The organism is Cellulomonas wangleii (assembly GCF_018388445.1).
In the GTDB taxonomy this organism is placed as follows: Bacteria; Actinomycetota; Actinomycetes; order Actinomycetales; family Cellulomonadaceae; genus Cellulomonas; species Cellulomonas wangleii.
The window spans coordinates 120,440-145,309 of sequence record NZ_CP074405.1 but is presented as its reverse complement, the minus strand read 5'-3'; the positions used below and the strand labels follow the sequence as shown (position 1 = coordinate 145,309).

The window sequence follows — 24,870 nt, the reverse complement described above, 5'->3', positions numbered from 1 at the left end:
CTGCGCGCGGTCCTGCGCCCCGCACGGGCGTGGGGCCCGCGGGGCGCACCGGGTTCCGCGCGTCAGCCCGACGGTCCCCTACTCGTCCGCGACCACGGGCACACCGGTCATCCGGAAGTCGTTGGAGCTGAAGCCGCCGTCGCCCGCCTGCAGCGTGACCTCGGCGGTGTCCATGCGGGGGTAGACCGCGCTGAACGTGCGCCGCTGACCCCCGGTGAGCGTGGGCGTGCCCTCGAGGTCGGCGACGCTCCACCACTCCCCTCCCGGGAAGCCCTCACGGTCACCCGTGCGGTAGTCCAGCGGGAACAACCGGACCGCGCCGTCGAGGACGGAGACGCGGGCGGCGTTCTGCATCGGCACGACGGTCCCGTCGCCGCGGTGGGACGACAGGACGTTGCTGAGGGCCGCGAAGACCGCCTCGTCCTGCCCCTCGGGTGCCGTCACCACCAGGTCGACCACCAGGTGCCCGTGGACGTGACGGGCCGTCGCGTCCAGCAGCCACCGGGCGCGGTCGTCCCCGAGCTGCAGCCCTCCGCCGGCGCTGCCGACCGTGCCGTCCTCCCCGAACGGCGGCAGCTCCCCGGCGGCGGTGACCTCGGTCTGCGTCACGACGGTCGACTCCAGGGTCACGGCCACGCGCCGGTTGCGGGCGCGGTCGTCGTCGGAGTCGTTGGTCACGAACGGCTCCGCCTCGCCCCGCCCTTCGACCTGCAACGGGTACGACGGGCCGACCGCCGCCCCGAGGGCGTCGGCCACCGTCTGCGCCCGACGCCGCGACAGGTCGAGGTTGTAGTCGTCGTCCCCCTGGTCGTCGGTGTGCCCGACGACGGTGACCGGTCCCGGCTCGCGCTCGGCGAGCCGCTGCGCGACGAGCGCGATCGCCTCGCCGGCCTGCGGCGTCAGCGTGGCCTGGTCGAACTCGAACAGGACGTCGGACCCGAGAGACGCCTCGACCCGCTCGACCGACTCGGTCGTGGTCACGGCGCCGGCGAGCTCGACGCTCGCGGACTCCAGGGGGAACGTCGGTGCGGCCACGACCGCGTCCCAGTCCAGCCCGTCGGGCTCCTCCGCCGGCGTGGCGGTCGCGCCGGCGACGGCACGGACCGGGGCCGGCGCGTCGCCGTCGACGACCGGGACGTCCGCGACCAGCGGCGCACCGGGCAGGAACAGGGACATGCTCCGGACGTCCGGCGGCGGGGCGGCGTACGCCGTCTGCAGCCGGGTACCGTCCGCGGTCCCGATGACGTCCCAGTCGCCGTCGGTGACGACGGGACGTCCCTGCGCGTCGCGCGCGACGTGGTGGACGACGTCGCGTTCCAGGTCGAGCAGCCGCAGGTTGACCGGGCCGTGCAGGATCTCCGTCGTGAAGGCCCGGCCCCCGAGGCCGAAGAGGATCACGCTGTCCTCCTCCGGCACGGCGGGCGCCCGGGCGGTGAAGTCCACCGTGAGCACGACGTGCTCGCCGTGTCGCACGAGGGGGTACACCTCGACGTCCACGTCGTGACCGTTGAAGGGGACCACGAACGACGCGACGACGTCGTCGGGCTGGGGCGCCGGCGCGGCCGACGGCGTACCGGCCGCGGTGGTCGCGCCGGCGGCGGGACCCGGGTCCCCCGTCGTGCAGGCCCCGAGGGCCAGGACGAGCGCGGCGGCCAGGGTCGTCAGCGGACGGAGGCGGCGAGCAGGCACGGGTCAGATCTCCTCAGGGGTGGGGCTGCTCATGATGCCCGATTCGCCCCGGTCGTCGGGGCGACGGCCCCGACTCCGCCCGTTCGGCCCACCGCGGACCGCGTCAGCCGGACGTGACCGTCCAGCGGCCGGACGTCAGGTCGGCCAGCCGCGGCAGGATCGTGTCACCGGCGACGCGCAGCCCGTCGTGCAGGTACTCGTTGGTGAGCCACACCTGCGCGTTGCCCAGGCCCGCCGCGGTCGCGCGCGCCAGGTCGACGTCGACGTACGGGTCGTCGAGGTACTGCACGGCGGCGACGGGGACCTCGTTGGCGGCGAGCCGGTCGACGTCGTAGAGCGCGGGCCACTCGGTCCGGGCGGCGAGCTCGTGGGCGGCGGCCGCGAACGGGCGCAGCGCCGCGACCTGGTCGAACATCCACGGGTACACCGCCTCGCCGGTGAGCAGCAGCGGGCGGGCGGTGGCCGCGAAGTCCGGGTGGCGGGCGTGCTCGGCCGCCGCGGCCCACCCGGGCTCACGCTCACCCGAGTGGTAGATGACCTCCTGCAGCACCAGGTACAGCGGGTTGGTGTCGAACCCCGTGCGCGCGGCGACCTGCGCGAGGAACCCCGGCGCGGGCTCGCCGTGGCGGTCGAGCGCGGTGTCCAGCAGCCAGTGCAGGTCGTCCACCCCGGTGCTCATGCCCAGCGACATCCCCAGGGTCTGCAGCCGCTCGACCGTCAGCGCGTCACCCGTCGGCAGCACGACGCCCCCCGCCGCGACCCGGTCGGCGAGGTGCCCCAGCAGCTCGACGTCCGTCGGGAAGGCGCGGTGCAGCGCGCGGTTGCGGGCCGCCTGCCGGGGGTACGTCGCGGCGTACACGTCCTCGGCCGTGGCGCCGACGGGCGGCAGACCACCGGTGATCCAGCACGCCTCGAGCGCCTCGGGGTACCGCGACAGGTACGTGAGGGTGAGGAACCCGCCGTAGGACTGCCCCAGCGTCGTCCACCGCCGCCCGCCGTACACGGTGCGGCGCAGGTGCTCGGCGTCCTCGACGATCGCGTCCGCGCGGAAGCACGCCAGGTAGTCCGCGGCCCGGGCGGGGTCGTCGAACGCCGCGACGTCCGCCCCCTCGATCCGCGACGAGCGGCCCGTTCCGCGCTGGTCCAGCAGCACGACGCGGTGGGTGCGCAGCGCGGTCGCCCACCACCCGCCGCCGGGCGTCGGGCGCGGCCCCATGCCGCCGGGGCCGCCCTGCAGGAAGAGCAGCAGCGGCAGGTCCTCGCCGTCGCGCTCCGGGTCGACGACCTCGCGCGCGAACACCTCGACCGAGCCGAACCGCTGCGGGTCCCCCCGGTCGACCGGCACCTCGACGCGGTGCTCGCGCACCCGGAACCCGGTCATCGTGTACTCGTCCACGTCGTCAGCCTACGAGCGGCGGCGCGGCGTCAGCCCGTCCCCTCCGCCGCGACGGGGATGTCGAGGATGCGGAAGTCGTACGACGAGCTCCGCCCGGTCCCCGCCTGGAACGTGACGGTGTCGACGTCCAGCTCCGGGTAGACGAAGGAGAACGTGCGCGCCTGCCCCGGGTCCATGTCGCCGCCGACCGTGAGGTCCGCGAGCGCGAACCACTCGCCACCGGGGTGCCGCTCCGAGACGCCCGTGCGGTAGTCCAGCGGGAGCACCCGGGTCGCGCCGTGCAGGATCGTGCCGCTCGACGACGCGCTCGGTGCCGTCGTGCCCTCGCCCCGGCCCCGGTCCCCGCCGTCCAGGGAGCCGATCTTGGCACCGGAGCTGGAGCGGTCGTCGACGTTGCGGGCGACCAGGTCCACCACGACGTGCCCGTGCACGCGTCGCGCGGTCGCCTCCACCTCCCAGTCGATGAGGGCGTCGACCGGCAGCGGCGTGCCCGCCGTGCCGACCTGGCCCTCCTGGCCGAACGGGGGCAGCTCGCCCCCGGTCGTCAGCTCGGTGCGGGTCACCATCGTGGACGTGAGGGTGACCGTCACGCGACGGTTCAGGGCCCGGTCCTCGTCCGACGTGTTCGGCGCGACCGGCTCGGACTCGCCCCGCCCCTCGACGCCCATGGGGTACGACGCGGGGTCGACGAGGGCACCCAGGGCGTCGGCGACAGTCCGGGCACGGCGCTGCGACAGGTCGGCGTTGTACGCCTCGTCCCCCTGGTCGTCGGTGTGCCCCACGACCGTGACGTCGCCCGGCGCGCGTTCCGTCAGCCGCTGGGCCACCAGGCGCAGCGCCTCGTCGGCCGCCGGGGTCAGGACGTCCTGGTCGAACTCGAAGAGCACGTCCGACCCGAGGGACACGTCGACGCGCTCCTGCGACTCCACGGTCGTCACCGCGCCGGCGAGCTCGATGCTCGTCGACTCCAGGGGGAACACGGGCGCGGCGACCACGGCGTCCAGGTCGAGCACCTCGGGGGCCGGCGCCGGCGACGCGCTCGCCGTGGCGGACCCGGACGCGCCGGGCGTCCCGGTGGGCGCGGCGGCCGACGCCGGACGCACGCTCGCCGGCACGTCCCCGTCGATCACGGGCACGGCGGCGACCAGCGGCGCCCCGGGCAGGAACAGCGCCACCTCGTCGGCGTCGGGGTGCGGGGCCGCGAACGGGATCTGCAGGCGGGTCCCGGCGGGGTCCCGCAGCGTCGCCCAGCCCTCGGGTGCCACGACCGGGGCGCCCTCGCCGTCCGTGCCGCCGTGCAGGACCACGTCACGGACGAGGTCGACGAGCCGCACGTTCGACGGGGCCTCGCTGGTGAGGTGGTACGTGAGCCCGTCGACGTCCCACCCGTGCACGTGCACCCTGCCCGTCTCCGGGAACGGGTCGGGCGGGATGAGGTCGAGGGTCAGCACGGCGAGGTCCCCGACGCGCACCACCGGGTGCACGTCGACGCGCACCTCGGCCTCCGACGTCACGACCACCTCGCTCGCCACCACGTCCTCGGGCCGCGGCCCGGGGTCGGCGGTGGGCGTCCCGTCGGTCTCGCCGTCCGGGGTCGCGCCGCCGCCGGTGCAGGCGGCGAGCAGCACGGCGACGAGAACGACGACGAGGCCGGCACGAGCCGGGCGACGGCGGCGGGCAGCACGCACGAGAGGGTCCTCCAGAGGGTGGGGCCCTCATGATGCCGGACTTGTCCGTGTCGACCGGGCCACCGACCCCGTCGTCACCCGTTCGCACCCTCAGGGCACGCGCGCTAGCACGACCTCCTCCAGCGCCCCGCGCAGCGCCGGCGGCACGTCGAGCGCGGCCAGGTGCGACAGCCGCACGTGCAGCGGACGGTCGGACGTCAGCACGTCGAGCACGCGGCTCTTGAGCTCGTAGCCCACCTGCGCGACGTCCAGCAGCCGGTGCAGCCGCCCCGCGACGTCGTTCGGCCGCAGCGCCGGCGCCTCGCCGAGCCCGACGCGCAGCGTGGCCCCGACGGGCACGTCGGCCACCGTCACCCGCAGCCGGCCGTCGGCGGCACGGGCGACGACGGGCTCGGCCGGTGCGCCCTCGACGGTCGCCACCGGCGTGACGTCGTCGGCGACGGACACGAACGTCGCGGTCCACGTGCGCGTCGCGGGCACGACGCCGGCGGCCCCCTCGACCGGTCCCACGGTCAGCGCACCGCGCGCCTGGTCCCACGTCAGCGGCGTGCGCGCGACGCGGGAGGAGTCCAGGCCGTCGCCCGTGCCGTCGTCCTCGACGAGCGTGAACGCCCCGTCCGCGCCGACGACGACGAGGACCTCCAGCGCGCACGGCTCGACCGGGTCGTCGTCCGGCACGTCCGCCGCGTCGAGCGGGACGATCGCGCCGGCCGCCGCGAGCACCGGCACGGCGGCCAGGTCGCGGTGCAGCACGAGCTCGCGGCCGCCGTCGTAGACGAGGCCGGTCAGCACGTCGACCCACGCACCGTCCGGGAGCCACGCACGCACCGCTGCCGTGGCCGACCCACGGTCCCGCGGCGACGTCACGGGCGCCACCAGCAGCTGCGACCCGAAGAGGAACTGCCCGGGCACGCCGTACGCCTCGCGGTGCCGCGACCAGCGGTGGTACATCGGCGTCACCAGCGGCACGCCCTCGCGCGCCGCCCGGTGGTTCATGGTGTGCAGGTACGGCACCAGGCGGTGGCGCAGCCGCAGGAAGTCCGTCTGGACCGCGGCGTGCTCCGGGCCGAACGCCCACGGCTCCTTGGTGAGGAACGGGTTGTTCGACGAGTGCAGCCGCAGGACGGGCGAGAACGTGCCGAGCTGCACCCAGCGCGTCGCGAGCTCGTCGTCCTTGGCGCCGAACATGTGCCCGCCGATGTCGTGGCTCCACCAGCCGTACCCGATGTTCGCGGCGGTGGCCGTGAAGTGCGGCTGGGCCGCGAGCGACGCCCACGACACCACCGCGTCCCCGGAGAACCCGACGGGGTACCGGTGCGACCCGGGCCCGGCGTACCGCGAGAACGTCAGCGGGCGGCGCCCGTCGCGCGCGTTGTCGAGGAAGTGGAAGTGGTTGAGCATCCACAGCGGGTCGATGCCGGCGACGCGCGAGTGCGGCCCCTGCTGCCAGTCGATCCACCAGAAGTCGACGCCCTCGTCCTCCAGGCCGCGGTGCAGGACGTCGAGGTAGGCGGTGAGGAAGGCCTCGTCGGTGACGTCGAACGCGATCGGGTCACGGGTCGACGGGTCCAGGCCGAGGGCCTGGCACATCGCGCCGTACGCCTCCTCGTGCGGGCCGACGCCGTCCGCCGGGTGCACGTTGAGGGTGACGCGCAGACCGCGGGCGTGGACCTCGGCGAGGAAGGCCGCCGGGTCGCCGAACAGCTCACGGTCCCAGGTGTAGCCGGTCCAGCCGCTGCCGATCGCCGGGTCCACGTCCGTGACGTGCCAGTCCATGTCGAGGACCGCCACCGAGAAGGGGACACCCGCGGCCCGGAACCGGTCGAGCAGGGCCACGTACTCCTCGGCGGTGTAGCGGTGGTAGCGGCTCCACCAGTTGCCCAGCGCCCAGCGCGGCAGCACGGGCTGCGGGCCGGACACCGCGTAGAGCGCGCGCACCGCCTCGGCGTGGTCGTGCCCGTACGCGAAGACGTACAGGTCGGTGCGGCGGTCGTCGCGCGGCGCCACCCAGCCGTCCTCGGTGAGCAGCAGGGAGCGGGAGTCGTCGATCACGGCGTACCCGTAGCGGCCGGCGACGCCCGGCTCCAGGGGCACGGCCCCGTCCGCCTCGTCGAGCGTGCGGGCCGTGCCGCCGAGGTTGCGACCGTCGTCGTCCTGCCCGTAGCGCCACACCGAGTGCCAGGTGGTGACGGCGCCCAGCACCGCGACCGACAGCCCGCTGGTGGTGAACGGCCCCTTGTCGTACGTCAGGCGCAGGCGCCGCGTGACGACCTCGAGGTGGGTGCCGCGGTCGACCACGCGGAACTCGGGGACGGGCTGGCGGCGGTGCAGCGCGAACGTGGACGGTCGGTCCTCGAAGACACCGTCCGGGGAGTGCTCCAGGCGCAGCAGACCGTCGGTCAGGACGGTGATCCGGTAGGTGTCCCCCTGGACCACGGCGGCGGGGTCGGCCACCGGGCGGGTGGGCAGGGTGGGCAGCGTCATGGCGTCCATCCTTGGTCAGCGCACGAAGTTACGTCCGGGGGATCTTGCGAGTTCGGTCGGCCGAAACTAGGTTCGGCAGCATGCGACACCCCTCCCCGCAGCACCGCCGGTCGTGGTGCGCGGGAGCCGTGCTCACGGTCCTCGCGCTGCTCGCGGGCTGCACCGCACGCCCCGCGGACGACGGCCGCCCGGTCGTCCTGACCACGTTCACCGTCCTGGCCGACATCGCCGCGAACGTCGCCGGCGAGCACCTGCAGGTCGAGTCGATCACCCGCGTGGGTGCCGAGGTCCACGGCTACGACCCCACCCCCGGCGACATCGCCCGCGCCCGTCGCGCCGACCTCGTCCTCGACAACGGCCTCGGACTGGAACGGTGGTTCGAGCAGTTCGTCGACGGCCTGGACGCCCCGCACGTGGTGGTCTCCGACGGGGTGGACGTCATCGACGTCACGGGCGACGCCTACGCCGGCCGGCCCAACCCGCACGCGTGGATGAGCCCGCTGCAGGCCCAGGTGTACGTGCGGAACATCGCCGACGCCTTCGCCGACCTCGACCCCGCGCACGCCGACGACTACCGCGCCAACGCCGACGCCTACAGCACCGAGCTGCAGCAGGTCCACGACGAGCTGGTCACCGCGCTGGGAGCCCTGCCCGAGCAGCACCGCGCGCTGGTGACCTGCGAGGGCGCCTTCTCCTACCTGGCGCGGGACGCCGGGCTCACGGAGCACTACATCTGGCCCGTCAACGCCGAGCAGCAGGCCACGCCGCGGCAGGTCGCGGCCGTCGTCGACACGGTCCGCGCGGACGAGGTGCCGGCCGTCTTCTGCGAGTCGACCGTCTCCGACGCCCCCATGCGCCGCATCGCCGAGGCCACCGGCGCGGTGCTGGGCGGCACGCTCTACGTCGACTCGTTGTCCGAGCCCGACGGTCCGGTCCCGACGTACCTCGACCTGCTGCGCCACGACGTGCGCGTCATCGTCGACGGCCTCACCGGGCGCACCTCGTGACGCACGCCCTGGAGGTCCGCGACCTGCACGTCAGCTACGGCACCGTGCGGGCCCTGGACGGGGCGAGCCTGACCCTCGACCACGGCCGCGTCTGCGGGCTGGTCGGCGTCAACGGCTCCGGCAAGTCCACGCTCTTCAAGTGCGTCATGGGGGTCGTCCGCCCGGACGCGGGCACGGTGCTGGTCGACGGCACGGACCCCGCGGCCGCCCGCCGACGCGGTGCCGTGGGCTACGTGCCGCAGAGCGAGGACGTGGACTGGACGTTCCCGCTGTCGGTGCGGGACGTCGTCATGACGGGCCGCTACGGGCACCTCGGCCTGACGCGCCGCCCCGGCCGCGCCGACCACGCCGCCGTCGACGAGGCCCTGGCCCGGGTCGAGCTGACCGACCTCGCGGACCGGCAGATCGGGCGCCTGTCGGGTGGGCAGCGCAAGCGGGCGTTCGTCGCGCGCGGGCTCGCGCAGGGCGCGACCGTGCTGCTGCTGGACGAGCCGTTCGCGGGGGTCGACAAGCGCTCCGAGGCCACGATCACCCGGCTGCTGCGCGAGCTGGCCGCCGCCGGGGCCGCCGTGCTCGTCTCGACGCACGACCTGCACGCGCTGCCCGCCCTGGCCGACGAGGCCGCGCTGCTGCACGGCCACGTCCTGGTGCACGGCACGCCGCAGGACGTCCTGCGGCCCGAGAACCTGGCGCTCGCGTTCGGCTCCGACGTCCGTGAGGTGCCCTGATGAGCCCGCTGGACCTGCTGCTCGAGCCCCTCACCTACGACTTCATGGTGCGCGCCCTGGTCACGATCGTCGTCGCGTCGGTCGTGTGCGCCGTGCTGTCGTGCTGGCTGGTGCTCATCGGGTGGTCCCTCATGGGTGACGCGGTGTCGCACGCCGTGCTGCCCGGCGTGGTCCTCGCGTACGTGGTGGGGGCGCCGTTCGCGCTCGGGGCCGTGGTGTTCGGCGTGCTGGCGGTCGTGCTCATCGGGTTCGTCCGGGACACCAGCCGCGTCAAGGAGGACGCCGCGATCGGCATCGTGTTCACGTCGCTGTTCGCCCTCGGACTGGTGCTGGTGTCGGTGACGCCCAGCCAGACGGACCTCAACCACATCGTGTTCGGCAACCTGCTCGGGGTGTCCGGCACCGACCTGGTGCAGATCGGCGGGCTGGGGGCCGTGGTCCTCACCGTGCTGCTGGTCAGGCGCCGGGACCTCACGCTGTACGCGTTCGACCCGATGCACGCGCACGCCATCGGCATCAGCCCGCGGCGTCTGGGCGCGCTGCTGCTGGGGCTGTTGGCGCTCACCGCGGTCGTCGCCCTGCAGGCCGTCGGGGTGGTGCTCGTCGTGGCCATGCTCATCGTCCCCGGCGCCACGGCGTACCTGCTGACGGACCGGTTCTCCCGCATGCTGCTGATCGCGCCGTCGCTGTCCGCGGCCTGCGGGGTCGTGGGCCTCTACGTCAGCTACTACGCCGACACGGCGTCGGGCGCGACGATCGTGCTCACGCAGGGCGTCGTCTTCGCGCTCGTGCACCTGTTCGGCCCGCAGCGTGGTGTGGTCACCACCCGCCTGACCCGCCGCCGGCTCCGCACGCCCACGCCGTGACAGGACGCTGCGGCCCGGTCCGCGCCGGTGCGCGCGACGCCCGTTCCTGCCGTGGTCAGCCCTGGTCGCGCCGGTCGACGGGGGTGAGCACGAGCACGGGGATCAGCCGGTCCGTGCGCCGGGTGTACGCCTCGTAGTCCGGCCACACCTCGACCGCCCGCGCCCACCAGGCGTCCCGCTCCGCACCCGTCACCTCGCGGGCGACGTAGTCCCTGCGCACGGGCCCGTCCTGCAGCTCGACCTGCGGGTGGGCGACGATGTTGCGGTACCAGACGGGGTGCGTCGGCGCACCGCCGAGCGACGCGACGACCGCGTACTCGCCGCCGTGCTCGACGCGCATCAGCGGGGTCTTGCGGATCTTCCCGCTCGTCGCGCCGAGGGTCCACAGGACGACGACGGGCTGCCCGTCGAGCGTCGTGCCGCGCGTCCCGCCGGAGCTCTCGTACAGCTCCACCTGCTCGCGGGCGCGGTCCGACGTGCTGGGGGCGTACTCACCGGTGAGGGGCATGCCTGGCACAACCCGGCGCGCCCGCCGGGGATTCCGTGCGGGTCGCTGCCGGAGGAGCTCTTCTCGGCGACCGGGCTGGATCGCCCTCTCATGACGAGGGGCGATCCAGCCCGGGCCGGTCAGCTGCGGTTGCTGCCCGCGGGTGCGCCGTTGGTGCCCACGGCGCGGCCGGCGATGCCGGCGACGAGCGTGTTGAGGTCGAGGCCGGTCAGGGACTTGATGACCTCCTGGCCCTCGCCCAGCACCTGCCCGACCGTCCGCGTCATGGCCGACGCGCCGTCGGTCGACACCACGGTGAGCTGGTCGATCGAGCCGATCGGCTCGGCGGCGGCGCGGACGATCTCGGGCAGCAGCGCGATGACCTGCTGGGCCAGGACCGCCTCGCCCTGCTCGCGCAGCGCCTCGGCCTGCGCGTGCGTGGCCTCGGCCTGCGCCAGACCCTCCGCACGGGCGGCGGCGGCGCGCGCCAGACCCAGCGCCTCGAGCGCCTTGGCCTCGGCGAGCTGCCGGTCGCGCTCGGCGTTACCGGCGCGGATGGTGGCCTCGGCGGCGGCCTCGGCGTCCTGGACCGTCGCGATCTTGTTGGCCTCGGCGACCTTCATGCGGCGGTACGCGTCGGCCTCGGCGGCCGCGTTGGCGGCGTCACGCTCGGCGTTGGCCTGCTGGACCGCGGCGTACGCGGACGCCTCGGCCGGCTTGCGGACGTCGATGTCGAGCTGCTCCTCGGTCACCTTCGCCTTCTCGGCGAGGGCGTCGCGCTCCTGCAGGGCGACGAGCTTGTCCTGCTCGGCCCGGGCGAGCTGGCCGGCGGCGTTGGCCTCGGCGTTCGCCTTGTCGGTCTCCGCCTTGATCGCGGCCTGCTTGAGCGCGAGGTCGCGCTGACGCTCGGCGATCTGCTCCATCGCCCGGATCTTGGCGAACTCGGAGACCTGCTGGGCCTCGGCCTCCTTGACCTCGGCGACCTGCCGGGCGCGGGCGGCCTCGGCGCGCCCCAGGTTGGACAGGTAGTCCGAGCCGGGCGTCGAGATGTCGGAGATGTTGAGCAGGTCGACCTGCAGACCCTGCTCGGCCAGGTCCGTCTTCGTCGAGGCGACGACCGCGTCCTGGAGCGACTTGCGGTCGGAGATGATCTGCTCGATCGTCATGTCGCCGATGATGGCGCGCAGCGACCCCTCGAGGGACTCCCGGATGACGTCGGTGAGCGTCGCCTGCTGGGACAGGAAGCGCTGTGCGGCACGCCGCACGCCCTCCTCGTCGCCGCGGACCTTGAAGTTGATGGACGCCTTGATGGCGAGCTTGATGCGGTTCTTGTCGACGCCCTCGACGGTGATGCCGATCTGACGCTGCTCGAGCGAGATCGGGAAGCCCTGCTGCAGCACCGGCCAGACGAAGACCCGCCCGCCGACGACCACGCGCTGGCCGGTGTCGGCAGCCGCACCGCGCCCCGCCCCGCGACCGACGATGATGAGCGCCTCGTTGGGCGGCACCCGGCGGATGCGCTTGGTGATGAGCGCGATCACCGCGACGAACGCGATGATCAGCGCGCCGACCGCGATGACGGTGATGCTTCCCTGCGCGAGCTCGAGCATGGTGTCCCGGCCGGGCCGGGCTCCTTCCTGTGGGTACTGCGGATGGTGCCCGGGGCCGCGGTGCGGCTCAGGTGGTCGAGGACGTCACACGGGACGCACGTGCACGCGGGACCCGGACACCGCGACCACGACGACGCGTGTGCCCGCGGCGATCTCCTCGTCGGCCCAGGCGAGCCGGGCCTCCAGGTCGCGGACGCCCTCGAGCCGGACCTCGCCGCCCGACGGGCCGGTGGTCGACGTCGTCGTGCCGAACGCGCCGTCCAGCGGCGGCGGCGGCGCGTCCTCGGTCTCCGAGAGCCGCTTGACCAGGCCCTGGGCAGCGGCGAAGGCGACGACGGCGAAGCCCACGCCGATCACGTACGCCCAGACGAGCGGCAGGTCCGACGACAGTGCGATGACCCCGCTGGCGCCGAACACGACGGCGCCCACGCCGGCGGCGATGCCGGAGAACCCGCCCTCACCGATGTCGAACGACTCGAAGATGTCGCCGAAGACCAGCGACGCGAGCAGGACGACGAGGCCGATGCCCCCGATGACGAGGAAGACGGTCACGGAGAGGGGTCCCTTCGGGTGGGTTGTGCGCGCAAGTATGCCCCAGGGCGCACACCACCGGGGTGGGTCCGCAGACTCCTGCGGACGGGCGTCCGGGTGAACCGACCCGGACGCCCGTCACCGCGGCCCGGCCGCTACAGCAGCGGCTCGTCCGCAGCCGTCACCGGCACCGGCGTCCCCCTGCCCAGCAGCGAGTGCCGGTACGAGAACCCGAAGTAGACGACCAGGCCCACGAGCACCCACACGAGGAACCGGAGCCACGTCAGCGTCGTGAGGTTGAGCATCAGCCAGATGCACGCGAGGCCCGAGATGATCGGCAGCACCGGCGAGAACGGCACCTTGAACCCGCGCGTCAGGTCGGGGCGCGACCGGCGCAGCAGCGGGATGCCGAAGCTGACCAGCACGAACGCCGAGAGCGTCCCGATGTTGATCATCTCCTCGAGCAGCTCGACCTCCGACAGCCCCGCGATGAGCGCCACGACCACGCCCGCACCGACCTGCAGCCACGTCGGGGTGCCGAACCGCGAGGAGGTGCGCGACAGGGGACGGGGCAGCAGCCCGTCGCGGCTCATCGCGAAGATGACGCGCGTGAGGCCGAGCAGCAGCACCATGAGCACGCTCGTCAGGCCCACGAGGATGCCGACCGAGATCACCCGGCCCGCCCAGTCGGCCCCCACGAGCACGAACGCCGTGGTGAGGGACGGGGAGCCGGACTCGGCCAGCTCGGTGTAGCTGACCATGCCGGTGACGACCACGGTCACCAGGATGTAGAGGACGGTGACGAGCGCGAGCCCGCCGAGGATGCCGCGGGGCACGGCGCGCTGCGGGTTCTTGGTCTCCTCGGCGGTGGTCGCCACGACGTCGAACCCGATGAACGCGAAGAAGACCAGCGCCGCGCCGGACAGGACGCCCATGACGCCGTACATGGAGGGCTCCATGCCCAGCAGGAAGCCCGTCAGCGGCTGGTGCAGCGCGCTGGTGCCGGACTCGGCCGGCTGCGACGGCGGGACGAACGGCGTCCAGTTCTCCGCCTTGACGTAGAAGAACCCGGCGACGATGACGAAGAGCGTGATGCCGACCTTGATGATCGTGAACACGCTGTTCACGCGGGTGCTCAGGCGCGTACCGATGGCCAGCAGCACCGTGAACACGGCGACGATGAGCATCGGGCCCCACGCGACGTCGGCGCCCAGCACCTCCACCGTGGCGGGCACGTCGATGCCGAACAGCCCGAACGCGTCGGACAGGTACACGCCCCAGAACTTGGCGATGACCGCGGACGCCAGGAGCATCTCGAGGATCAGGTCCCAGCCGATGATCCAGGCGACGAGCTCGCCCATCGTCGTGTACGAGTACGTGTACGCGGACCCGGCGACCGGCATCGTCGAGGCGAACTCGGCGTAGCACATGATCGCCAGGCCGCAGACGACCGAGGCGATGACGAACGACAGGATGACCGACGGGCCGGCGTAGTTCGCCGCCGCGGTCGCACCCACCGAGAAGATGCCGGCGCCCACGGCCACCGAGACGCCGAGGACGGCGAGGTCCCACGCGTTGAGGGTGCGGTGCAGCCGACGATCCGGGTCGTCGAGCTGGGCCATCGAGTCTTCCACGGACCTGCGCCGCAGGACGCCGCGGTACTCGCGGGCACGGTCCGCCGGGCTCGGTGTCGTCATCGTCCCTCCTTCGGGTGCCTGGACGTCACCCGAGAGCATGACGCCCCCCCGGGACGGCGGCCACCGGACGTTCGTCCCGGGACGCGGTCCGGTGCGTCCGGTCGCACGCCCCGCATGCGGACCGCCGGCGTCCTCGGCAGGGTGGGCGCATGGACGACACGACGCGACCGGTCGCGGACGACGGCCCCGACGACCACCACCTGCCGCCGCCCGGCACCGACGACGCGACCGTGGCAGCCGTCGGTGCGGTGACGGCCGCCTTCGAGGTCGTCGAGCACGCCCGGGGCACGCTGTACGCCTTCCACCGCCTGATCGGCCGCGCGGACGCCGAGCTCCAGCAGGCGCTCGACGACCTGGAGGCGGCCGGGCACGGGGAGCTCGCCGACCGGGTCCGTGCGGACGTGGTGGGCCGCAACGTGCTGCCCGGCCGGTGGACGTTCCAGGTGGTCGAGGAGTTCGACGAGGGGTACCACCGCGCGTTCGCCGACGCCGAGCGGCACGTGCGCGACGAGCTGACCGCTGGACGCCGCCACGTGTACGAGGCCCGGCTCAAGGAGCACGGGCGCACCCACGGCCGCCCGGGGCACGAGGCGCTGCCGGCCGACGTGCCGGACGACGCCGACGAGCCCGGCAGCCCCGGACCGGTGGCCTGAGCCGGCGACCCGACCCCCGCCCGGCCGACCCCGGCCTCCACCGAGCCGACCCCGGCCGCCCGCGGACGCGCCCACCGCACGCCGGCACCAGGGAGTGCGGGACTGTCACCGCGGTGCGGCATGCTCCCCCCGTGCCCCGTCGTCCCCGGTCCGTGGTCCCCGCCCGCTCGTCCGCCCGTCGCGCCTGGCCGTGGGTGCTCGTCCTGCTGGTCGGGCTGGCCGGTGGTCTCGGCGCTCCGGTGGTCCTCGACGCCCGGGCAGCGGCGCAGTACCCGGTCACCGCCGACGACCTGGCCGCCGGTCGCACAGCCCTGGAGCAGCTGGCCGTCAAGGGTCGTGCACCGCGCACCGGGTACAGCCGCGAGGCCTTCGGGCAGCGCTGGGAGGACGTCGACCGCAACGGTTGCGACACGCGCAACGACATCCTGCGGCGCGACCTCGTCGACGTGGAGGTGAAGCCCGGGACGCACGACTGCGTCGTCCTGCGCGGCACCCTGCTGGACCCGTACACCGGCACGACGATCCCGTTCGAGCGCGGTGAGCGGTCGTCCGAGGTGCAGATCGACCACGTGGTCGCGCTGGCCGACGCCTGGCAGAAGGGCGCCCAGGGGTGGACCGAGGAGAAGCGCACCGCGTTCGCCAACGACCCGGCCAACCTGCTCGCGGTCGACGGGACCGCCAACCAGCGCAAGGGCGCCGGGGACGCGGCGACGTGGCTGCCGCCCAGCAGCGGCTACCGGTGCGCGTACGCGCTGCGGCAGACCGTGGTGAAGGCGGCGTACGGCCTGTGGGTGACCGCGGCGGAGCACACCGCGCTGACCCGGGCGATCGACCGGTGCGTCGTCGTGGACTGACGGACGCGCGCACCGGCGACGCGGCAACCGGCCCGCGAACGGCGGCGGCTGACCCGCTCGCCGCGGGTTGCGGCCGTGACGTCAGGCGCCGCGACGCACCTGGTGGGCCTCCGCGGGTGCGGGCGACGCCTCACGCGGTCCGATGACGGCGCCGCCCAGCCGCCGGGTCACGGCGCGGGCGGCCAGGACGACGGCGCGGGCGTGCTCCTGCACGGCGGCCGCGGGCATCCGCGCGGCGGGCGCGACCAGCGCCAACGCCCCGACGACGCCCCCCGTGTGGTCCAGGACGGGCGCCGCGACGGCACGCAGGTCCGCGTCGAGCTCACGGTCGTCGACGGCGAACCCGCGCCGGCGGGTGCGCACCAGCTCGGCCCGCAGCTCGCCCGGGTCGGTGATGGTGCGGCCCGTCGCGGGCGGCAGGCCGGCGGCGACCACACGCTCGACGGTGGCGGCCCCGGCGACCGACAGGATCGCCTTGCCGGTCGCGGAGCAGTGCATCGGCACGGTGGCCGGGATGCGACCGGGGAACCGTCCGGCGCTGCCGGGGCCGGAGCGGTGGGCAGCCAGCCGGACGTGGACGCCGTCCGGCACGGTCAGGACGGCCAGGCAGCCGCTGGTGCGGGCCAGGTCGTCGAGCGCACCGGCGGCGACGGTCTCCACGTCGAGGCTCGACAGGTAGGCGTGGCCCAGCCGCAGCGCGCCGGGACCCAGGCGGAACCGTCCGCTGGTGGGGTCGCGGCGCAGCAGCTCGGACTCCAGCAGCGGTGCCGCGAGCCGCAGCACGGTGGACTTGTGGACGCCGAGGCGTCGGCCGATCTCGGCTGCGGTCAGGCCGGCAGGGTCGGTCTCCTGGGCGCACACCTCGAGCAGTGCGAGCGCCCGTCGCAGCGACAACGACTCGTTACGTCCCGGCCGGGAAGCGACGTCTGCTGTTGTGCTCACCGCTTCACTATCGCAGATCTGAACAGTCGTCCTGCGCTCCGTCCGACGCGTCCGCGGAGCGCATTCGGCGCACACGTGGTCACACCGTCCCACAACGGGCGCGCAGGTCAGGGCGTCGGCCAGGCCGCGAGCAGCCACGCACCGCCGATGCCGAGGAGCGCGACGCAGAGCACCAGCAGCAACCCGACCCAGGCCGCCGCGGGCAGGTGCGTGAGACCCGCGAGCAGTCCCGCGTCGGACTGGTCACGACCGCCGCCGCGTCGCACGCGCCGCCGCTGCGACTGCATCTCCAGGACCGCGCGCGGTGCGCCGAGCAGGAGGAACCACGTGAGGCCCGCCGCGACCACGGTCTGCACCTGCGCCGGTGCCCACACGGTCACGACGACGAGGACGGCCCCGCTGACCAGCACCGCCCACAGCCCGTACCAGTTGCGGATCTGCAGCAGCACGAGCACCACCACCACCAGCAGCAGCCACAGCACCGCCAGCGCGTACCCCCGGGACAGCAGCCACGCGGCCGCCAGTCCCAGCACGGCGGGCCCCGGGTAGCCCGCGGCGACCGTGGCCACCATCCCGGGGCCGCGGGGGCGCCCGCGCGAGACGGTGAGGCCGGACGTGTCGGAGTGCACACGGATGCCCGACAGGCGCCGCCCGACCAGCACCGCGACCGCGGCGTGGGCCGCCTCGTGCACGATCGTCAGGCCGTGGCGCAGCAGGTGCCACACGCCCGGCACGGTGAGCGCGACGAGGACGACGAGCGCGACCACGGCGACGGTGAGCCGGTCGGGCGCCGGCTGGGGCGTCGTGACCTGGGTCCACAGGTCGGCCAGGCCGCTCACCGCGCGTCCTCCAGCACCACGTCGACGCCGGTGGCCCTCACCCGCACCCCGTCGGGCACGACCTCGGCGGCCTGCAGCACGATGCCCGGGGGCAGCCCGTCGAGCGGCACCTCGATCCCGACGAGTCGTTCCGCGAGGTTGCCGGGCAGCTGGTCGAGCCGCAGGGTGCCCGCCCCGAGCGTCAGGTCCTGCACGTCGACCAGCAGCCGGCCGCCCTCGACGCGCGGCACGAGCCCGGCGGTCAGCGTCAGGCCGAGGACCTCGCCGGACGCGCGCAGCGTGGACCCGTCGACCGTGACGGCGAGGTCCGCCTCGTCCCGCACCGCCTGCTCGATCGACGCGGTGGGGACGGTCGCGTCGATGCGCACGTCGCCCACGCGGTACGGCGTCTCGAGGGAGACGTCCGTCGCGTCGACCGTCACGTCGGTGACGCGCAGCCCGTCGAGCGTCACGGCACCGGCCGTCGCGGTCACGTCGTCGAGCGAGCGTCCCAGCAGCTGGGTGAGGAAGGGGAAGCCGCCGATCCGGATCTCCGGCGTCCCCTCGACCTGCAGCTCGCGCGTGATGACGTCCGCGACCCGGCCCTCGGCCTCGTCGCGCGCCAGGCCGTCGGCCAGGTAGGCGCCACCGACGACGAGTCCGATCGCGACGAACCCCGCGACCGCGGCCTTGGCTCCCATGCGCTCCCCGTCCGTCGACGCCGATCCCCGGCACACCGTAGGGGGCGCGGGAGCGTCGCGCGTGCAGAGCCACGGGCGCACCCCGGGCGCCCGGCACACATGTGGCACACGTCACATCCGCTGCCTAGGCTGGTGGCACGTACGACGGAGGCGCGATGACCTGGGCTCTCCTCATCCTCATCTCGGTGGCCCCGACGGTGCTGCTGTGCCTGGTGTGGTCACTGATCCCCTCGCCGGACGAGCCCCCACGCTGGCGCACCGCGCTGGCCGACCGGCTGGAGGCGCTGGCCGGACGGCTGCGCCGGCGACGCCCCGACCCGTACGACCCCTTCCTCACGCTGCGGGTGCAGGAGCGGCTGGGCGCCGTGGCCGACCACGTGCGCCGCCTCGAGGTGGACGAGCACACCTTCGCCCGGGCGGAGCGGATCATCGCCTCGCAGCTCGCGTACGACCAGCTGCTGGCCGAGGCGTGCCGGCTCGCGGGTGTGGAGGTGCGGCCCGCCGCGCTCGGGGACCCGCAGGAGCGGTTCCGCGAGGAGGTCGAGCTGGCCGCCCGCGGCTGGACGTGGTGACGCGGCGGTCGCCGCGGGTCAGCCGGCCAGGACGGTGAGGGTGCTGGGTCCGCCCGGGGTCGGGCGCACCTCGATCCGGTCGGCCACGGCCTGCTTGAGCGCCTCGACGTGCGACACGATGCCGACGACGCGGCCGCCCTGGCGCAGCCGACCGAGCTCGGCGAGCACCTGGTCGAGCACGTGCGGGTCGAGCGCCCCGAAGCCCTCGTCGACGAACAGGGTGCCGAGCTCGACGCCCCCGGCCTCGGCGGTGACGACGTCGGCCATGCCGAGCGCGAGGCACAGCGACACGTAGAACGTCTCGCCCCCCGACAGGGTGCGCGGGTCGCGCGCGCGTTCGGTGCGGTGGTCGACGACACGCATCGCGAGGCCCACCGCCCGCGCGCGCACGTCCTCCTTCTCGTCGGAGCGCACCAGCTCGTAGCGCCCGTCGGACATGACCGCGAGCCGCTCGTTGGCCGCGGCCACCACGTCCTCGAACCGCCGGCCCAGCACGTACGTGGCCAGCGACAGCGCGTGCGCGTTGTCGGAGCCGGTGCCGGACGCGAGGTTCGCCATCCGGGTGACCGGCGCGGCCGCGGCCACGGCGGCGTCGAGACCCTCCGCGGCGCGGCGGACGAGCTCGGCGCCGTCACCGGCCGCCTCGGCGCGGGACGCCGCCACGCGCGCCCGGCCGTCGGCGTCCGTGGCGACCTGACGGGCGGCGACCTCGGCGGCCCGGGCACCGGCCACGTCGACGGTCACGTCGTCCGGCAGCGCGGCGACCTCGGGCTCCGCGAGCCCCGCGGTCACGCGCGCGAGGTCGGCGGTGTGCGTGACGACGCGCCGCTCGAGCTCCGCGAGCTCGGGCGCGCGGCACCACGCGTCGCGCGCGGCGGCGTCCGTGGCGAAGCCGTGCTCGGCCAGGGCGGCGTCCAGCTCCCGACGGCGGCGGCCCGCGTCGGCGGCGGCCGAGCGCTCGGCGTCCAGCGCGTCCAGCAGGTCGACGGCCTGCCGTGCGCGTGCCTCGAGCGCAGCGTGCCGGGCGGCGACGGTCGGGTGGTCCGCCCGCGCCTCGACGACCTCGGCCTCGGCGCGGCCCAGCGCGTCGCGCTCCGTCTCGAGCGTCACCTCGGCGGCACGCACCTGCGCCAGCACCTCGTCCCGCAGGGCCTCGCGGCGTCGGGTGGCCGTGTCGTGGGCCGTCAGCTGCGCGTCGAGCTCGGTCACCCGCGCGGCCGCGGCGGCCACCGCTGCCACCTCGGCGTCGGCGCTGCGCAGTGCCGCCCCGGCGGACCCGGTGTCGTGCTGACCGGTGCGCGCGGCGAGGCCGTCGACCCGCTCCGTGAGCCCTGCGCGCCGTGCGCCGGCCGCCGCGAGCCGGGACTCGGCGTCCGCCCGCGCCTGCTCGGCAACCTGCACCTGCTCGGCCGTGACGTGGTCGGCGCCGACGGTCGCCGGCGCGGGGTGCTCGCAGGCGCCGCACACCGGGCACGGGTCCCCGTCCGCCAGGTCCGCTGCCAGCTCACCCGCGAGTCCGGCGACCCGTGCGGCCCGCAGGGTGGCCTCGGCGCCGAGCGCGGCGCGGGCGTCCTGGGCCGCGGCGGCGACGGCGGCCTCGGCCGTCGCCAGGTCCGCCCGCGCGGTGACGAGGGCCTGCACGTCGGCGACGAGCGCGCGGGCGGCGGTGCGCGCCGCCTCGGCCGCGTCCGCCCGCCCGGCCTGCGCGCGTGCCGCGTCGCGCTCCTGCTCGAGCACGGCCCGCGCCGCCGGACGGTCCGCGAGCCACGTCGTGGCCGCGTCGACCTCGGCCCGCAGGTCGTCGAGCACGGCCGCGAGGTCACGGACCGCGCGGCGCCGCTCGGTGAGCCCTGCCTCGACGTCGACGGTACGGCGCAGCGACGCGGCCGCGGCCGCCGCCGCGTCGTGCTCCGCCCGCAGGTGGGGCCGCCAGGCGCCGAGCGCGTCCTCGCCGAGCGCACCCGGCAGTCCGAGCTCCGCCGGCAGCCCGAGCGCCGCCGGGTCGCCGTCCGCCGGGTCACCCGGCTGCGGGGCGAGGGTCGGCAGCTCGAGGGTCGGCAGGTCGAGGGTCGGCAGGTCGCGCGGCACGTCGAGGGTCGGCAGGTCCGCGGGCAGCAGGTCGGCGGGTGCGACGTCCGCCGCCGCCACCAGCGCCTTGGTGGCCGACGCGTGCGTGGTGCGGGCCTCCTCCCAGCCCGTCAGCAGCGGACGCACCGCCGCGGCGGACCGTGCCCGGCCCAGGCGCTCCACGTCGTCGGCGTGCCGGGCGGCGGCGGCGTCGAGCAGGGTGTGCTCCGCGCGCAGCGCGTCGCGACGGGCCACCAGCGCGGCCGTCGCGCGGGCCTGCTCGTGCACCGCCTGCGCCGCCTCGCACGCGCCGCGCGCGGTGTCCGCCTCGCGGGTCAGCGCGTCGGCGACGGCGTCCAGCCCGGCCGTGAGCGTGGCGAGCACCTGGCCGACCGCGGGTGCGGCGGGCGTGGCGAGCACCGCCTCCTCGAGCGCGGCGCGGGCCGCGTCCTGCTCCTGGGGTCCCCCGGCGCACGCGCCGAGCAGGTGCGCGACCGACTCCCCGAGGCGCCCGCGCGCGGCCTCCACGGTGCGCGCGGCCTCGGCCCGCAGGGCAGCGAGCCGCTGCTGCATCTGCTCGTACACCTGCGTGCCGAAGATCTTCTGCAGCAGCACCCGGCGCTCCTCGCCGGTCGCGCGCAGGAACCGCGCGAACTCCCCCTGCGGCAGCACCACGGTCTGGACGAACTGCGTGCGGTCCAGCCCCACCACGCGCTGCAGCTCGGCCCCGACCTCGTCCAGGCGCGTGCCGAGCAGCACGCCGACGCCGTCGAGGGCGTCGGGGCCGCCGGACACGTCGGCGTCGGGCGGCAGCCGCCACGCCTTGACGCTCGCCTGTGCGGTCGTGGTGCCCGTACCGCGGCGCTTGGCGCGCTGGTGGGCGGGCGTGCGGCGCACGCGGTAGATGCCGGCGGGCACCTCGAAGACCAGGTCGACGACGCTCTCGACGTCGTCGGCCGCGTACGCGGAGCGCAGCCGCTCGTCCGAGGCGTCGGCGCCGGCGACCTTGCCGTACAGCGCGAAGACGATCGCGTCGATGAGCGTCGACTTGCCCGCGCCCGTGGGGCCCTCGAGCAGGAAGAGCCCGGACGCGCCGAGGGCGTCGAGGTCCACGGTGTGCCGGTCGGCGAACGGGCCGATGGCCTGGACGGTCAGCGAGCGCAGCCGCATCAGGCGCTCCGCTCCGCGGCGGCGACGTGCTCGTGCGCGGCACGCAGCACCGCACGCTCCGCGGCCGTGGGCCGGGCACCGGTGACGTGCGCGACGAAGTCCGCGGCGACCTCGACCGGGTCGGCGGCGGCCGTGACCAGCACGGGCCGCGCACGCTCCTCGTCGGGCCGCGCGGGCCGGTGCTGCACGACCAGCGCGTGCGGGAACCGCTCGCGGACACGGCGGAACAGGTCGGCGGGGCGCGCGTCGTCGGTCACCGTCACCCGCACCCAGTCCCCGACGTACGGCTCACCGGCGGCGCCGAGCAGGTCGTCGAGCGGGCCGGTCACGTCGCTCAGGCGGCGGGGCACCGGCGCGGGCACGAGGGTCGTCACGGGCGCCGCCCCGGACAGGTCCACCAGCACGGAGGACTTGGTGTGGTGCTGCTCGGAGAACGAGTACGCGAGGGGCGAGCCGGAGTACCGGAGCACGGTGCCGTCCGGCCCGGTGACGACCTGGGGGCCGTGCAGGTGGCCCAGCGCGACGTAGTCGGCGCCGGCGAACACCGCGGCGGGCACGTGGTCGACGCCGCCGACGCGGATGTCCCGCTCCGACTCGCTGGCCCGGCCGCCCACGACGAACGCGTGCGCGGCCACCACGACGCGCGGCCGCGCGGACCCGCGCCGGGTCGCCGCGTCGGCCCGCACGCGCGCCATGGCGGCGGACGTCACGGCCTCGTGCGAGCGCGCGAGCAGCGTGCGCGTGCCCGTCGCGTCGACCGGTGCGAGCTCCGCCCGGCACACGTCCGGGTCGAGGTACGGCAGCCCGTAGACGAGCACGTCACCCACCTCGACCGGCTCGGCCAGCGACGCGACGCGCGTGCGCAGCCGCACGCGCTCGCGCATGAGCTGGGACCCGAAGCCGAGCCGGGTCGCGGAGTCGTGGTTGCCCGACGTCACCACGACGGTGGTGTGCTCGGCGAGCCGCGCGAGGGTGTCGGACAGCAGGGTCACGGCCTCCACGGGCGGGATGGCCCGGTCGTACACGTCGCCCGCGACGACGACCGCGTCGACCCGCTCCGCGTGCACCAGGTCGACCAGGTGGTCCAGGTACGCGGCCTGGTGGTCGAGCAGGTCGACCCCGTGCAGGGAGCGCCCCAGGTGCCAGTCCGACGTGTGCAGCAACCGCATGCCCGGAACGTAACCGAGCGGTCCGACATCGCCGCGGTCGACCCGCGGCCGCGCGTCACACGTCGTCCGGGACCGCCTCTCCCAGACCGACCATGTCGAGCAGGTCGCGCAGCACGCGGTGCGGGTCGTGCAGCCTCAGGTCGACCCCCGCCTCGGACGCGGCGAGGTGCAGCTGCAGCACGAACGCCACGCCCGACGAGTCGATGAACGTCGCCTCGCTGGCGTCGACCAGGAGCGGCAGCCCGCTCATCAGCGCGATGCCCATCGACGCGGAGGCCGACTCGCGCAGGGACGCGTCGATCTCACCGACCAGGCACACGACGGCCCGACCCCCGCGGTGCTCGACACGGATCTCGTGGTCCGTCGGGTCGGGGGTGCTCTCGAGTGCCGCGCTGGTGAGCTCGGTCATGGGCGTTCGTGCTCCTCGTGCCTCGGGCCGGTACGTCGTCGTACCGGGGTGCGACGGGCGGGAAGACGGTACCCACCACCGCCCACATCGGCGCGGCGGGACGACGCCTCGCTGCCTGCCAACACGACCGGACCCGTCGGTGTTCCCGGACGGCACCCCGACCGCCGGTCGGTTGTGACCGGGACGTGACCTGCGCGGCGTCAGCCGTCGTCGCTGACGTCCGCGACGGTGGCACCCAGCGCACGTACCAGGTCGTCGGTCGCCAGCTCGATCCCGACGCCGTGACCGCCGCCGCCGATCGACACGCGCCGCCCCGTCGCGCGCCGGTCCACGACCACCGGCCAGGTGCGGGTGGTCCCGAACGGGGTGATGGTGCCGCGCTCGAAGCCCGTGACGTCCTTGGCCACGGCGGCGTCCGGCATGGACAGCCGCGAGACGCCGAGCAGGGCGCGCAGCCGCGGCCAGGAGATCTGACGGTCGCCGGGCAGCAGCACCAGCAGGAAGTCGTCCTCACCGCGGCGCACGACGATGGTCTTGACCAGGTCGGCCGGCTCGATGCCGCGGGCGGCGGCGGCCTCCGCGAGAGACCCGACGCGCCCGTGCCGCGTCCGGACGTAGGGGATGGCGGCGGCGTCCAGCGCCTGCACCGTGCGCCGCTCACCGTCGGTCCGCAGCTCGGTGTCGGGGGCGGCGGTGGGGCCGGGGGTCGCGTCGCTCACGTGCCCACGGTAGCGACGCGGGCGCGACCGGTCCGGGGCGCCGTCAGGCCAGGGCGGCGACGAGCGCCGCGACCAGCGCCAGCGGCAGCACCGCCGCCACCGCGACGAGCCACCCGCGACCCCTGGGCGGCGGCGGGAGGGCGTGCTCGTCGGCCGGCCGCGGGCCGGCCTGCGCGGCGAAGAGACCGAGCCAGTCCTGCTCCGGCGTCCAGCGCTGCTCGGGGGCCGGCGCGGGGTCGGGGATCCACTCCTCCTGCGGCAGCCACCGCGCGGGCAGCGGACGGGCGCGCGCCGGCGCGTCGGGCTCTGGACCGTCGGAGACCCACGGGTCGCGCTCACCGCGCTGCCCCTGACCACGACGGCGGCGGGTCGCGGGGTCGGCGGTGGGCCACCCCGCGGGGGCCACCGCGTCCACGGTGGGGAACGGCGGTCCCGCGCGCCGCACGAGCGCACGTCCCACGTCGTTGGCCCACACGGACCCGTGCGCGTCGCGAGGCTGCCGCGGGCCCGGGGCCGGGGGCGGCCACGGCTGTGCGAGCACGGCGCTCCCGTCGACGTCGGCGGCGATCCGGACGAATCGCCCAGGGACCAGCATGCCGCCCTCCACGACCGG

22 protein-coding genes are annotated in these 24,870 nt (G+C 75.3%); 6 read left to right on the top strand and 16 right to left on the bottom strand.

Going from position 1 to position 24,870, the window contains the following annotated elements:
• Positions 1 to 78 precede the first annotated feature (78 nt).
• The 4 genes from KG103_RS00630 to KG103_RS00615 all read right to left on the bottom strand — a co-directional run bounded on the left by KG103_RS00630 (position 79) and on the right by KG103_RS00615 (position 7,257).
• Complete coding sequence (locus tag KG103_RS00630) at positions 79 to 1,689, bottom strand: OmpA family protein (protein ID WP_207340163.1); 1,611 nt, start codon at positions 1,687 to 1,689, stop codon at positions 79 to 81.
• A gap of 103 nt (positions 1,690 to 1,792) precedes the next feature.
• Positions 1,793 to 3,070 (bottom strand): alpha/beta fold hydrolase, encoded by a 1,278-nt coding sequence (locus tag KG103_RS00625; protein ID WP_207340301.1) that lies wholly within the window; start codon positions 3,068 to 3,070, stop codon positions 1,793 to 1,795.
• Between the two features lie 44 nt (positions 3,071 to 3,114).
• Positions 3,115 to 4,773, bottom strand: coding sequence for an OmpA family protein (locus KG103_RS00620; RefSeq protein WP_207340162.1), 1,659 nt, complete (start codon positions 4,771 to 4,773; stop codon positions 3,115 to 3,117).
• 90 nt (positions 4,774 to 4,863) lie between these two features.
• Positions 4,864 to 7,257, bottom strand: a complete 2,394-nt coding sequence (locus KG103_RS00615) for a glycoside hydrolase family 31 protein (RefSeq protein ID WP_207340161.1) — start codon at positions 7,255 to 7,257, stop codon at positions 4,864 to 4,866.
• An 80-nt stretch (positions 7,258 to 7,337) separates the two neighbouring features.
• Between KG103_RS00615 and KG103_RS00610 the strand changes: the two genes are divergently transcribed.
• The 3 genes from KG103_RS00610 to KG103_RS00600 are packed head-to-tail and all read left to right on the top strand — an operon-like array spanning position 7,338 to position 9,858.
• On the top strand, positions 7,338 to 8,264 hold the full coding sequence (locus KG103_RS00610; protein ID WP_207340160.1) for a metal ABC transporter substrate-binding protein: 927 nt from the start codon (positions 7,338 to 7,340) through the stop codon (positions 8,262 to 8,264).
• A complete protein-coding gene (locus tag KG103_RS00605; protein WP_207340159.1) occupies positions 8,261 to 8,992 on the top strand; it encodes a metal ABC transporter ATP-binding protein in 732 nt (243 codons plus the stop codon). The genes KG103_RS00610 and KG103_RS00605 overlap by 4 nt, the downstream gene beginning before the upstream one ends.
• A complete protein-coding gene (locus tag KG103_RS00600) occupies positions 8,992 to 9,858 on the top strand; it encodes a metal ABC transporter permease (RefSeq protein WP_207340158.1) in 867 nt (288 codons plus the stop codon). The genes KG103_RS00605 and KG103_RS00600 overlap by 1 nt, the downstream gene beginning before the upstream one ends.
• Positions 9,859 to 9,913: 55 nt before the next feature.
• On the opposite strand, the gene KG103_RS00595 is transcribed toward KG103_RS00600, so the two are convergent.
• From KG103_RS00595 to KG103_RS00580, 4 genes are all read right to left on the bottom strand, one after another.
• Positions 9,914 to 10,366, bottom strand: coding sequence for a nitroreductase family deazaflavin-dependent oxidoreductase (locus KG103_RS00595; protein WP_207340157.1), 453 nt, complete (start codon positions 10,364 to 10,366; stop codon positions 9,914 to 9,916).
• Positions 10,367 to 10,485: 119 nt separating this feature from the next.
• Positions 10,486 to 11,955 (bottom strand): SPFH domain-containing protein, encoded by a 1,470-nt coding sequence (locus tag KG103_RS00590; RefSeq protein WP_207340156.1) that lies wholly within the window; start codon positions 11,953 to 11,955, stop codon positions 10,486 to 10,488.
• Positions 11,956 to 12,039: 84 nt separating this feature from the next.
• Positions 12,040 to 12,507: an NfeD family protein gene (locus tag KG103_RS00585; protein WP_207340155.1), complete on the bottom strand. Its 468-nt coding sequence runs from the start codon at positions 12,505 to 12,507 to the stop codon at positions 12,040 to 12,042.
• A 134-nt stretch (positions 12,508 to 12,641) separates the two neighbouring features.
• A complete protein-coding gene (locus KG103_RS00580; RefSeq protein WP_207340154.1) occupies positions 12,642 to 14,183 on the bottom strand; it encodes an amino acid permease in 1,542 nt (513 codons plus the stop codon).
• A gap of 149 nt (positions 14,184 to 14,332) precedes the next feature.
• Between KG103_RS00580 and KG103_RS00575 the strand changes: the two genes are divergently transcribed.
• The gene (locus KG103_RS00575; RefSeq protein WP_207340153.1) at positions 14,333 to 14,836 is read left to right on the top strand and encodes a hypothetical protein; all 504 of its coding nucleotides are present in this window, start codon (positions 14,333 to 14,335) and stop codon (positions 14,834 to 14,836) included.
• Positions 14,837 to 14,967: 131 nt separating this feature from the next.
• The gene (locus KG103_RS00570; protein WP_307860914.1) at positions 14,968 to 15,690 is read left to right on the top strand and encodes an HNH endonuclease family protein; all 723 of its coding nucleotides are present in this window, start codon (positions 14,968 to 14,970) and stop codon (positions 15,688 to 15,690) included.
• An 81-nt stretch (positions 15,691 to 15,771) separates the two neighbouring features.
• Here the strand turns inward: KG103_RS00570 and KG103_RS00565 are convergent, their stop codons facing one another.
• The 3 genes from KG103_RS00565 to KG103_RS00555 all read right to left on the bottom strand — a co-directional run bounded on the left by KG103_RS00565 (position 15,772) and on the right by KG103_RS00555 (position 18,151).
• Positions 15,772 to 16,632 (bottom strand): IclR family transcriptional regulator, encoded by an 861-nt coding sequence (locus KG103_RS00565; RefSeq protein WP_207340151.1) that lies wholly within the window; start codon positions 16,630 to 16,632, stop codon positions 15,772 to 15,774.
• A 107-nt stretch (positions 16,633 to 16,739) separates the two neighbouring features.
• On the bottom strand, positions 16,740 to 17,471 hold the full coding sequence (locus tag KG103_RS00560; RefSeq protein WP_207340150.1) for a M50 family metallopeptidase: 732 nt from the start codon (positions 17,469 to 17,471) through the stop codon (positions 16,740 to 16,742).
• Positions 17,468 to 18,151, bottom strand: a complete 684-nt coding sequence (locus KG103_RS00555) for an LmeA family phospholipid-binding protein (protein ID WP_207340149.1) — start codon at positions 18,149 to 18,151, stop codon at positions 17,468 to 17,470. Before KG103_RS00555 ends, KG103_RS00560 begins: the two co-directional genes overlap by 4 nt.
• A 155-nt stretch (positions 18,152 to 18,306) precedes the next feature.
• On the opposite strand from KG103_RS00555, the gene KG103_RS00550 reads away from it, so the two are divergent.
• Positions 18,307 to 18,723, top strand: a complete 417-nt coding sequence (locus KG103_RS00550) for a hypothetical protein (protein WP_207340148.1) — start codon at positions 18,307 to 18,309, stop codon at positions 18,721 to 18,723.
• Positions 18,724 to 18,741: 18 nt separating this feature from the next.
• Here KG103_RS00550 and KG103_RS00545 read toward each other — a convergent pair whose 3' ends face one another.
• The 5 genes from KG103_RS00545 to KG103_RS00525 all read right to left on the bottom strand — a co-directional run bounded on the left by KG103_RS00545 (position 18,742) and on the right by KG103_RS00525 (position 24,852).
• Positions 18,742 to 21,960, bottom strand: a complete 3,219-nt coding sequence (locus KG103_RS00545; protein WP_207340147.1) for an AAA family ATPase — start codon at positions 21,958 to 21,960, stop codon at positions 18,742 to 18,744.
• The gene (locus tag KG103_RS00540; RefSeq protein ID WP_207340146.1) at positions 21,960 to 23,129 is read right to left on the bottom strand and encodes an exonuclease SbcCD subunit D; all 1,170 of its coding nucleotides are present in this window, start codon (positions 23,127 to 23,129) and stop codon (positions 21,960 to 21,962) included. The genes KG103_RS00545 and KG103_RS00540 overlap by 1 nt, the downstream gene beginning before the upstream one ends.
• Positions 23,130 to 23,184: 55 nt before the next feature.
• The gene (locus KG103_RS00535; RefSeq protein ID WP_207340145.1) at positions 23,185 to 23,538 is read right to left on the bottom strand and encodes an STAS domain-containing protein; all 354 of its coding nucleotides are present in this window, start codon (positions 23,536 to 23,538) and stop codon (positions 23,185 to 23,187) included.
• Between the two features lie 200 nt (positions 23,539 to 23,738).
• Entirely contained in the window at positions 23,739 to 24,257 is a 519-nt protein-coding gene (locus KG103_RS00530; RefSeq protein WP_207340144.1) for an aminoacyl-tRNA deacylase, read from the bottom strand.
• 43 nt (positions 24,258 to 24,300) lie between these two features.
• Positions 24,301 to 24,852, bottom strand: a complete 552-nt coding sequence (locus tag KG103_RS00525; protein WP_207340143.1) for a hypothetical protein — start codon at positions 24,850 to 24,852, stop codon at positions 24,301 to 24,303.
• Between the last annotated feature and the right edge of the window lie 18 nt (positions 24,853 to 24,870).

Coding starts and splice junctions, on each gene's coding strand:
- KG103_RS00580 (WP_207340154.1), bottom strand. CDS start 14,183: ATGACGACACCGAGCCCGGCGGACCGTGCCCGCGAGTACCGCGGCGTC.
- KG103_RS00610 (WP_207340160.1), top strand. CDS start 7,338: ATGCGACACCCCTCCCCGCAGCACCGCCGGTCGTGGTGCGCGGGAGCC.
- KG103_RS00575 (WP_207340153.1), top strand. CDS start 14,333: ATGGACGACACGACGCGACCGGTCGCGGACGACGGCCCCGACGACCAC.
- KG103_RS00525 (WP_207340143.1), bottom strand. CDS start 24,852: ATGCTGGTCCCTGGGCGATTCGTCCGGATCGCCGCCGACGTCGACGGG.
- KG103_RS00545 (WP_207340147.1), bottom strand. CDS start 21,960: ATGCGGCTGCGCTCGCTGACCGTCCAGGCCATCGGCCCGTTCGCCGAC.
- KG103_RS00540 (WP_207340146.1), bottom strand. CDS start 23,129: ATGCGGTTGCTGCACACGTCGGACTGGCACCTGGGGCGCTCCCTGCAC.
- KG103_RS00625 (WP_207340301.1), bottom strand. CDS start 3,070: ATGACCGGGTTCCGGGTGCGCGAGCACCGCGTCGAGGTGCCGGTCGAC.
- KG103_RS00615 (WP_207340161.1), bottom strand. CDS start 7,257: ATGACGCTGCCCACCCTGCCCACCCGCCCGGTGGCCGACCCCGCCGCC.
- KG103_RS00590 (WP_207340156.1), bottom strand. CDS start 11,955: ATGCTCGAGCTCGCGCAGGGAAGCATCACCGTCATCGCGGTCGGCGCG.
- KG103_RS00600 (WP_207340158.1), top strand. CDS start 8,992: ATGAGCCCGCTGGACCTGCTGCTCGAGCCCCTCACCTACGACTTCATG.
- KG103_RS00595 (WP_207340157.1), bottom strand. CDS start 10,366: ATGCCCCTCACCGGTGAGTACGCCCCCAGCACGTCGGACCGCGCCCGC.
- KG103_RS00550 (WP_207340148.1), top strand. CDS start 18,307: ATGACCTGGGCTCTCCTCATCCTCATCTCGGTGGCCCCGACGGTGCTG.
- KG103_RS00555 (WP_207340149.1), bottom strand. CDS start 18,151: ATGGGAGCCAAGGCCGCGGTCGCGGGGTTCGTCGCGATCGGACTCGTC.
- KG103_RS00535 (WP_207340145.1), bottom strand. CDS start 23,538: ATGACCGAGCTCACCAGCGCGGCACTCGAGAGCACCCCCGACCCGACG.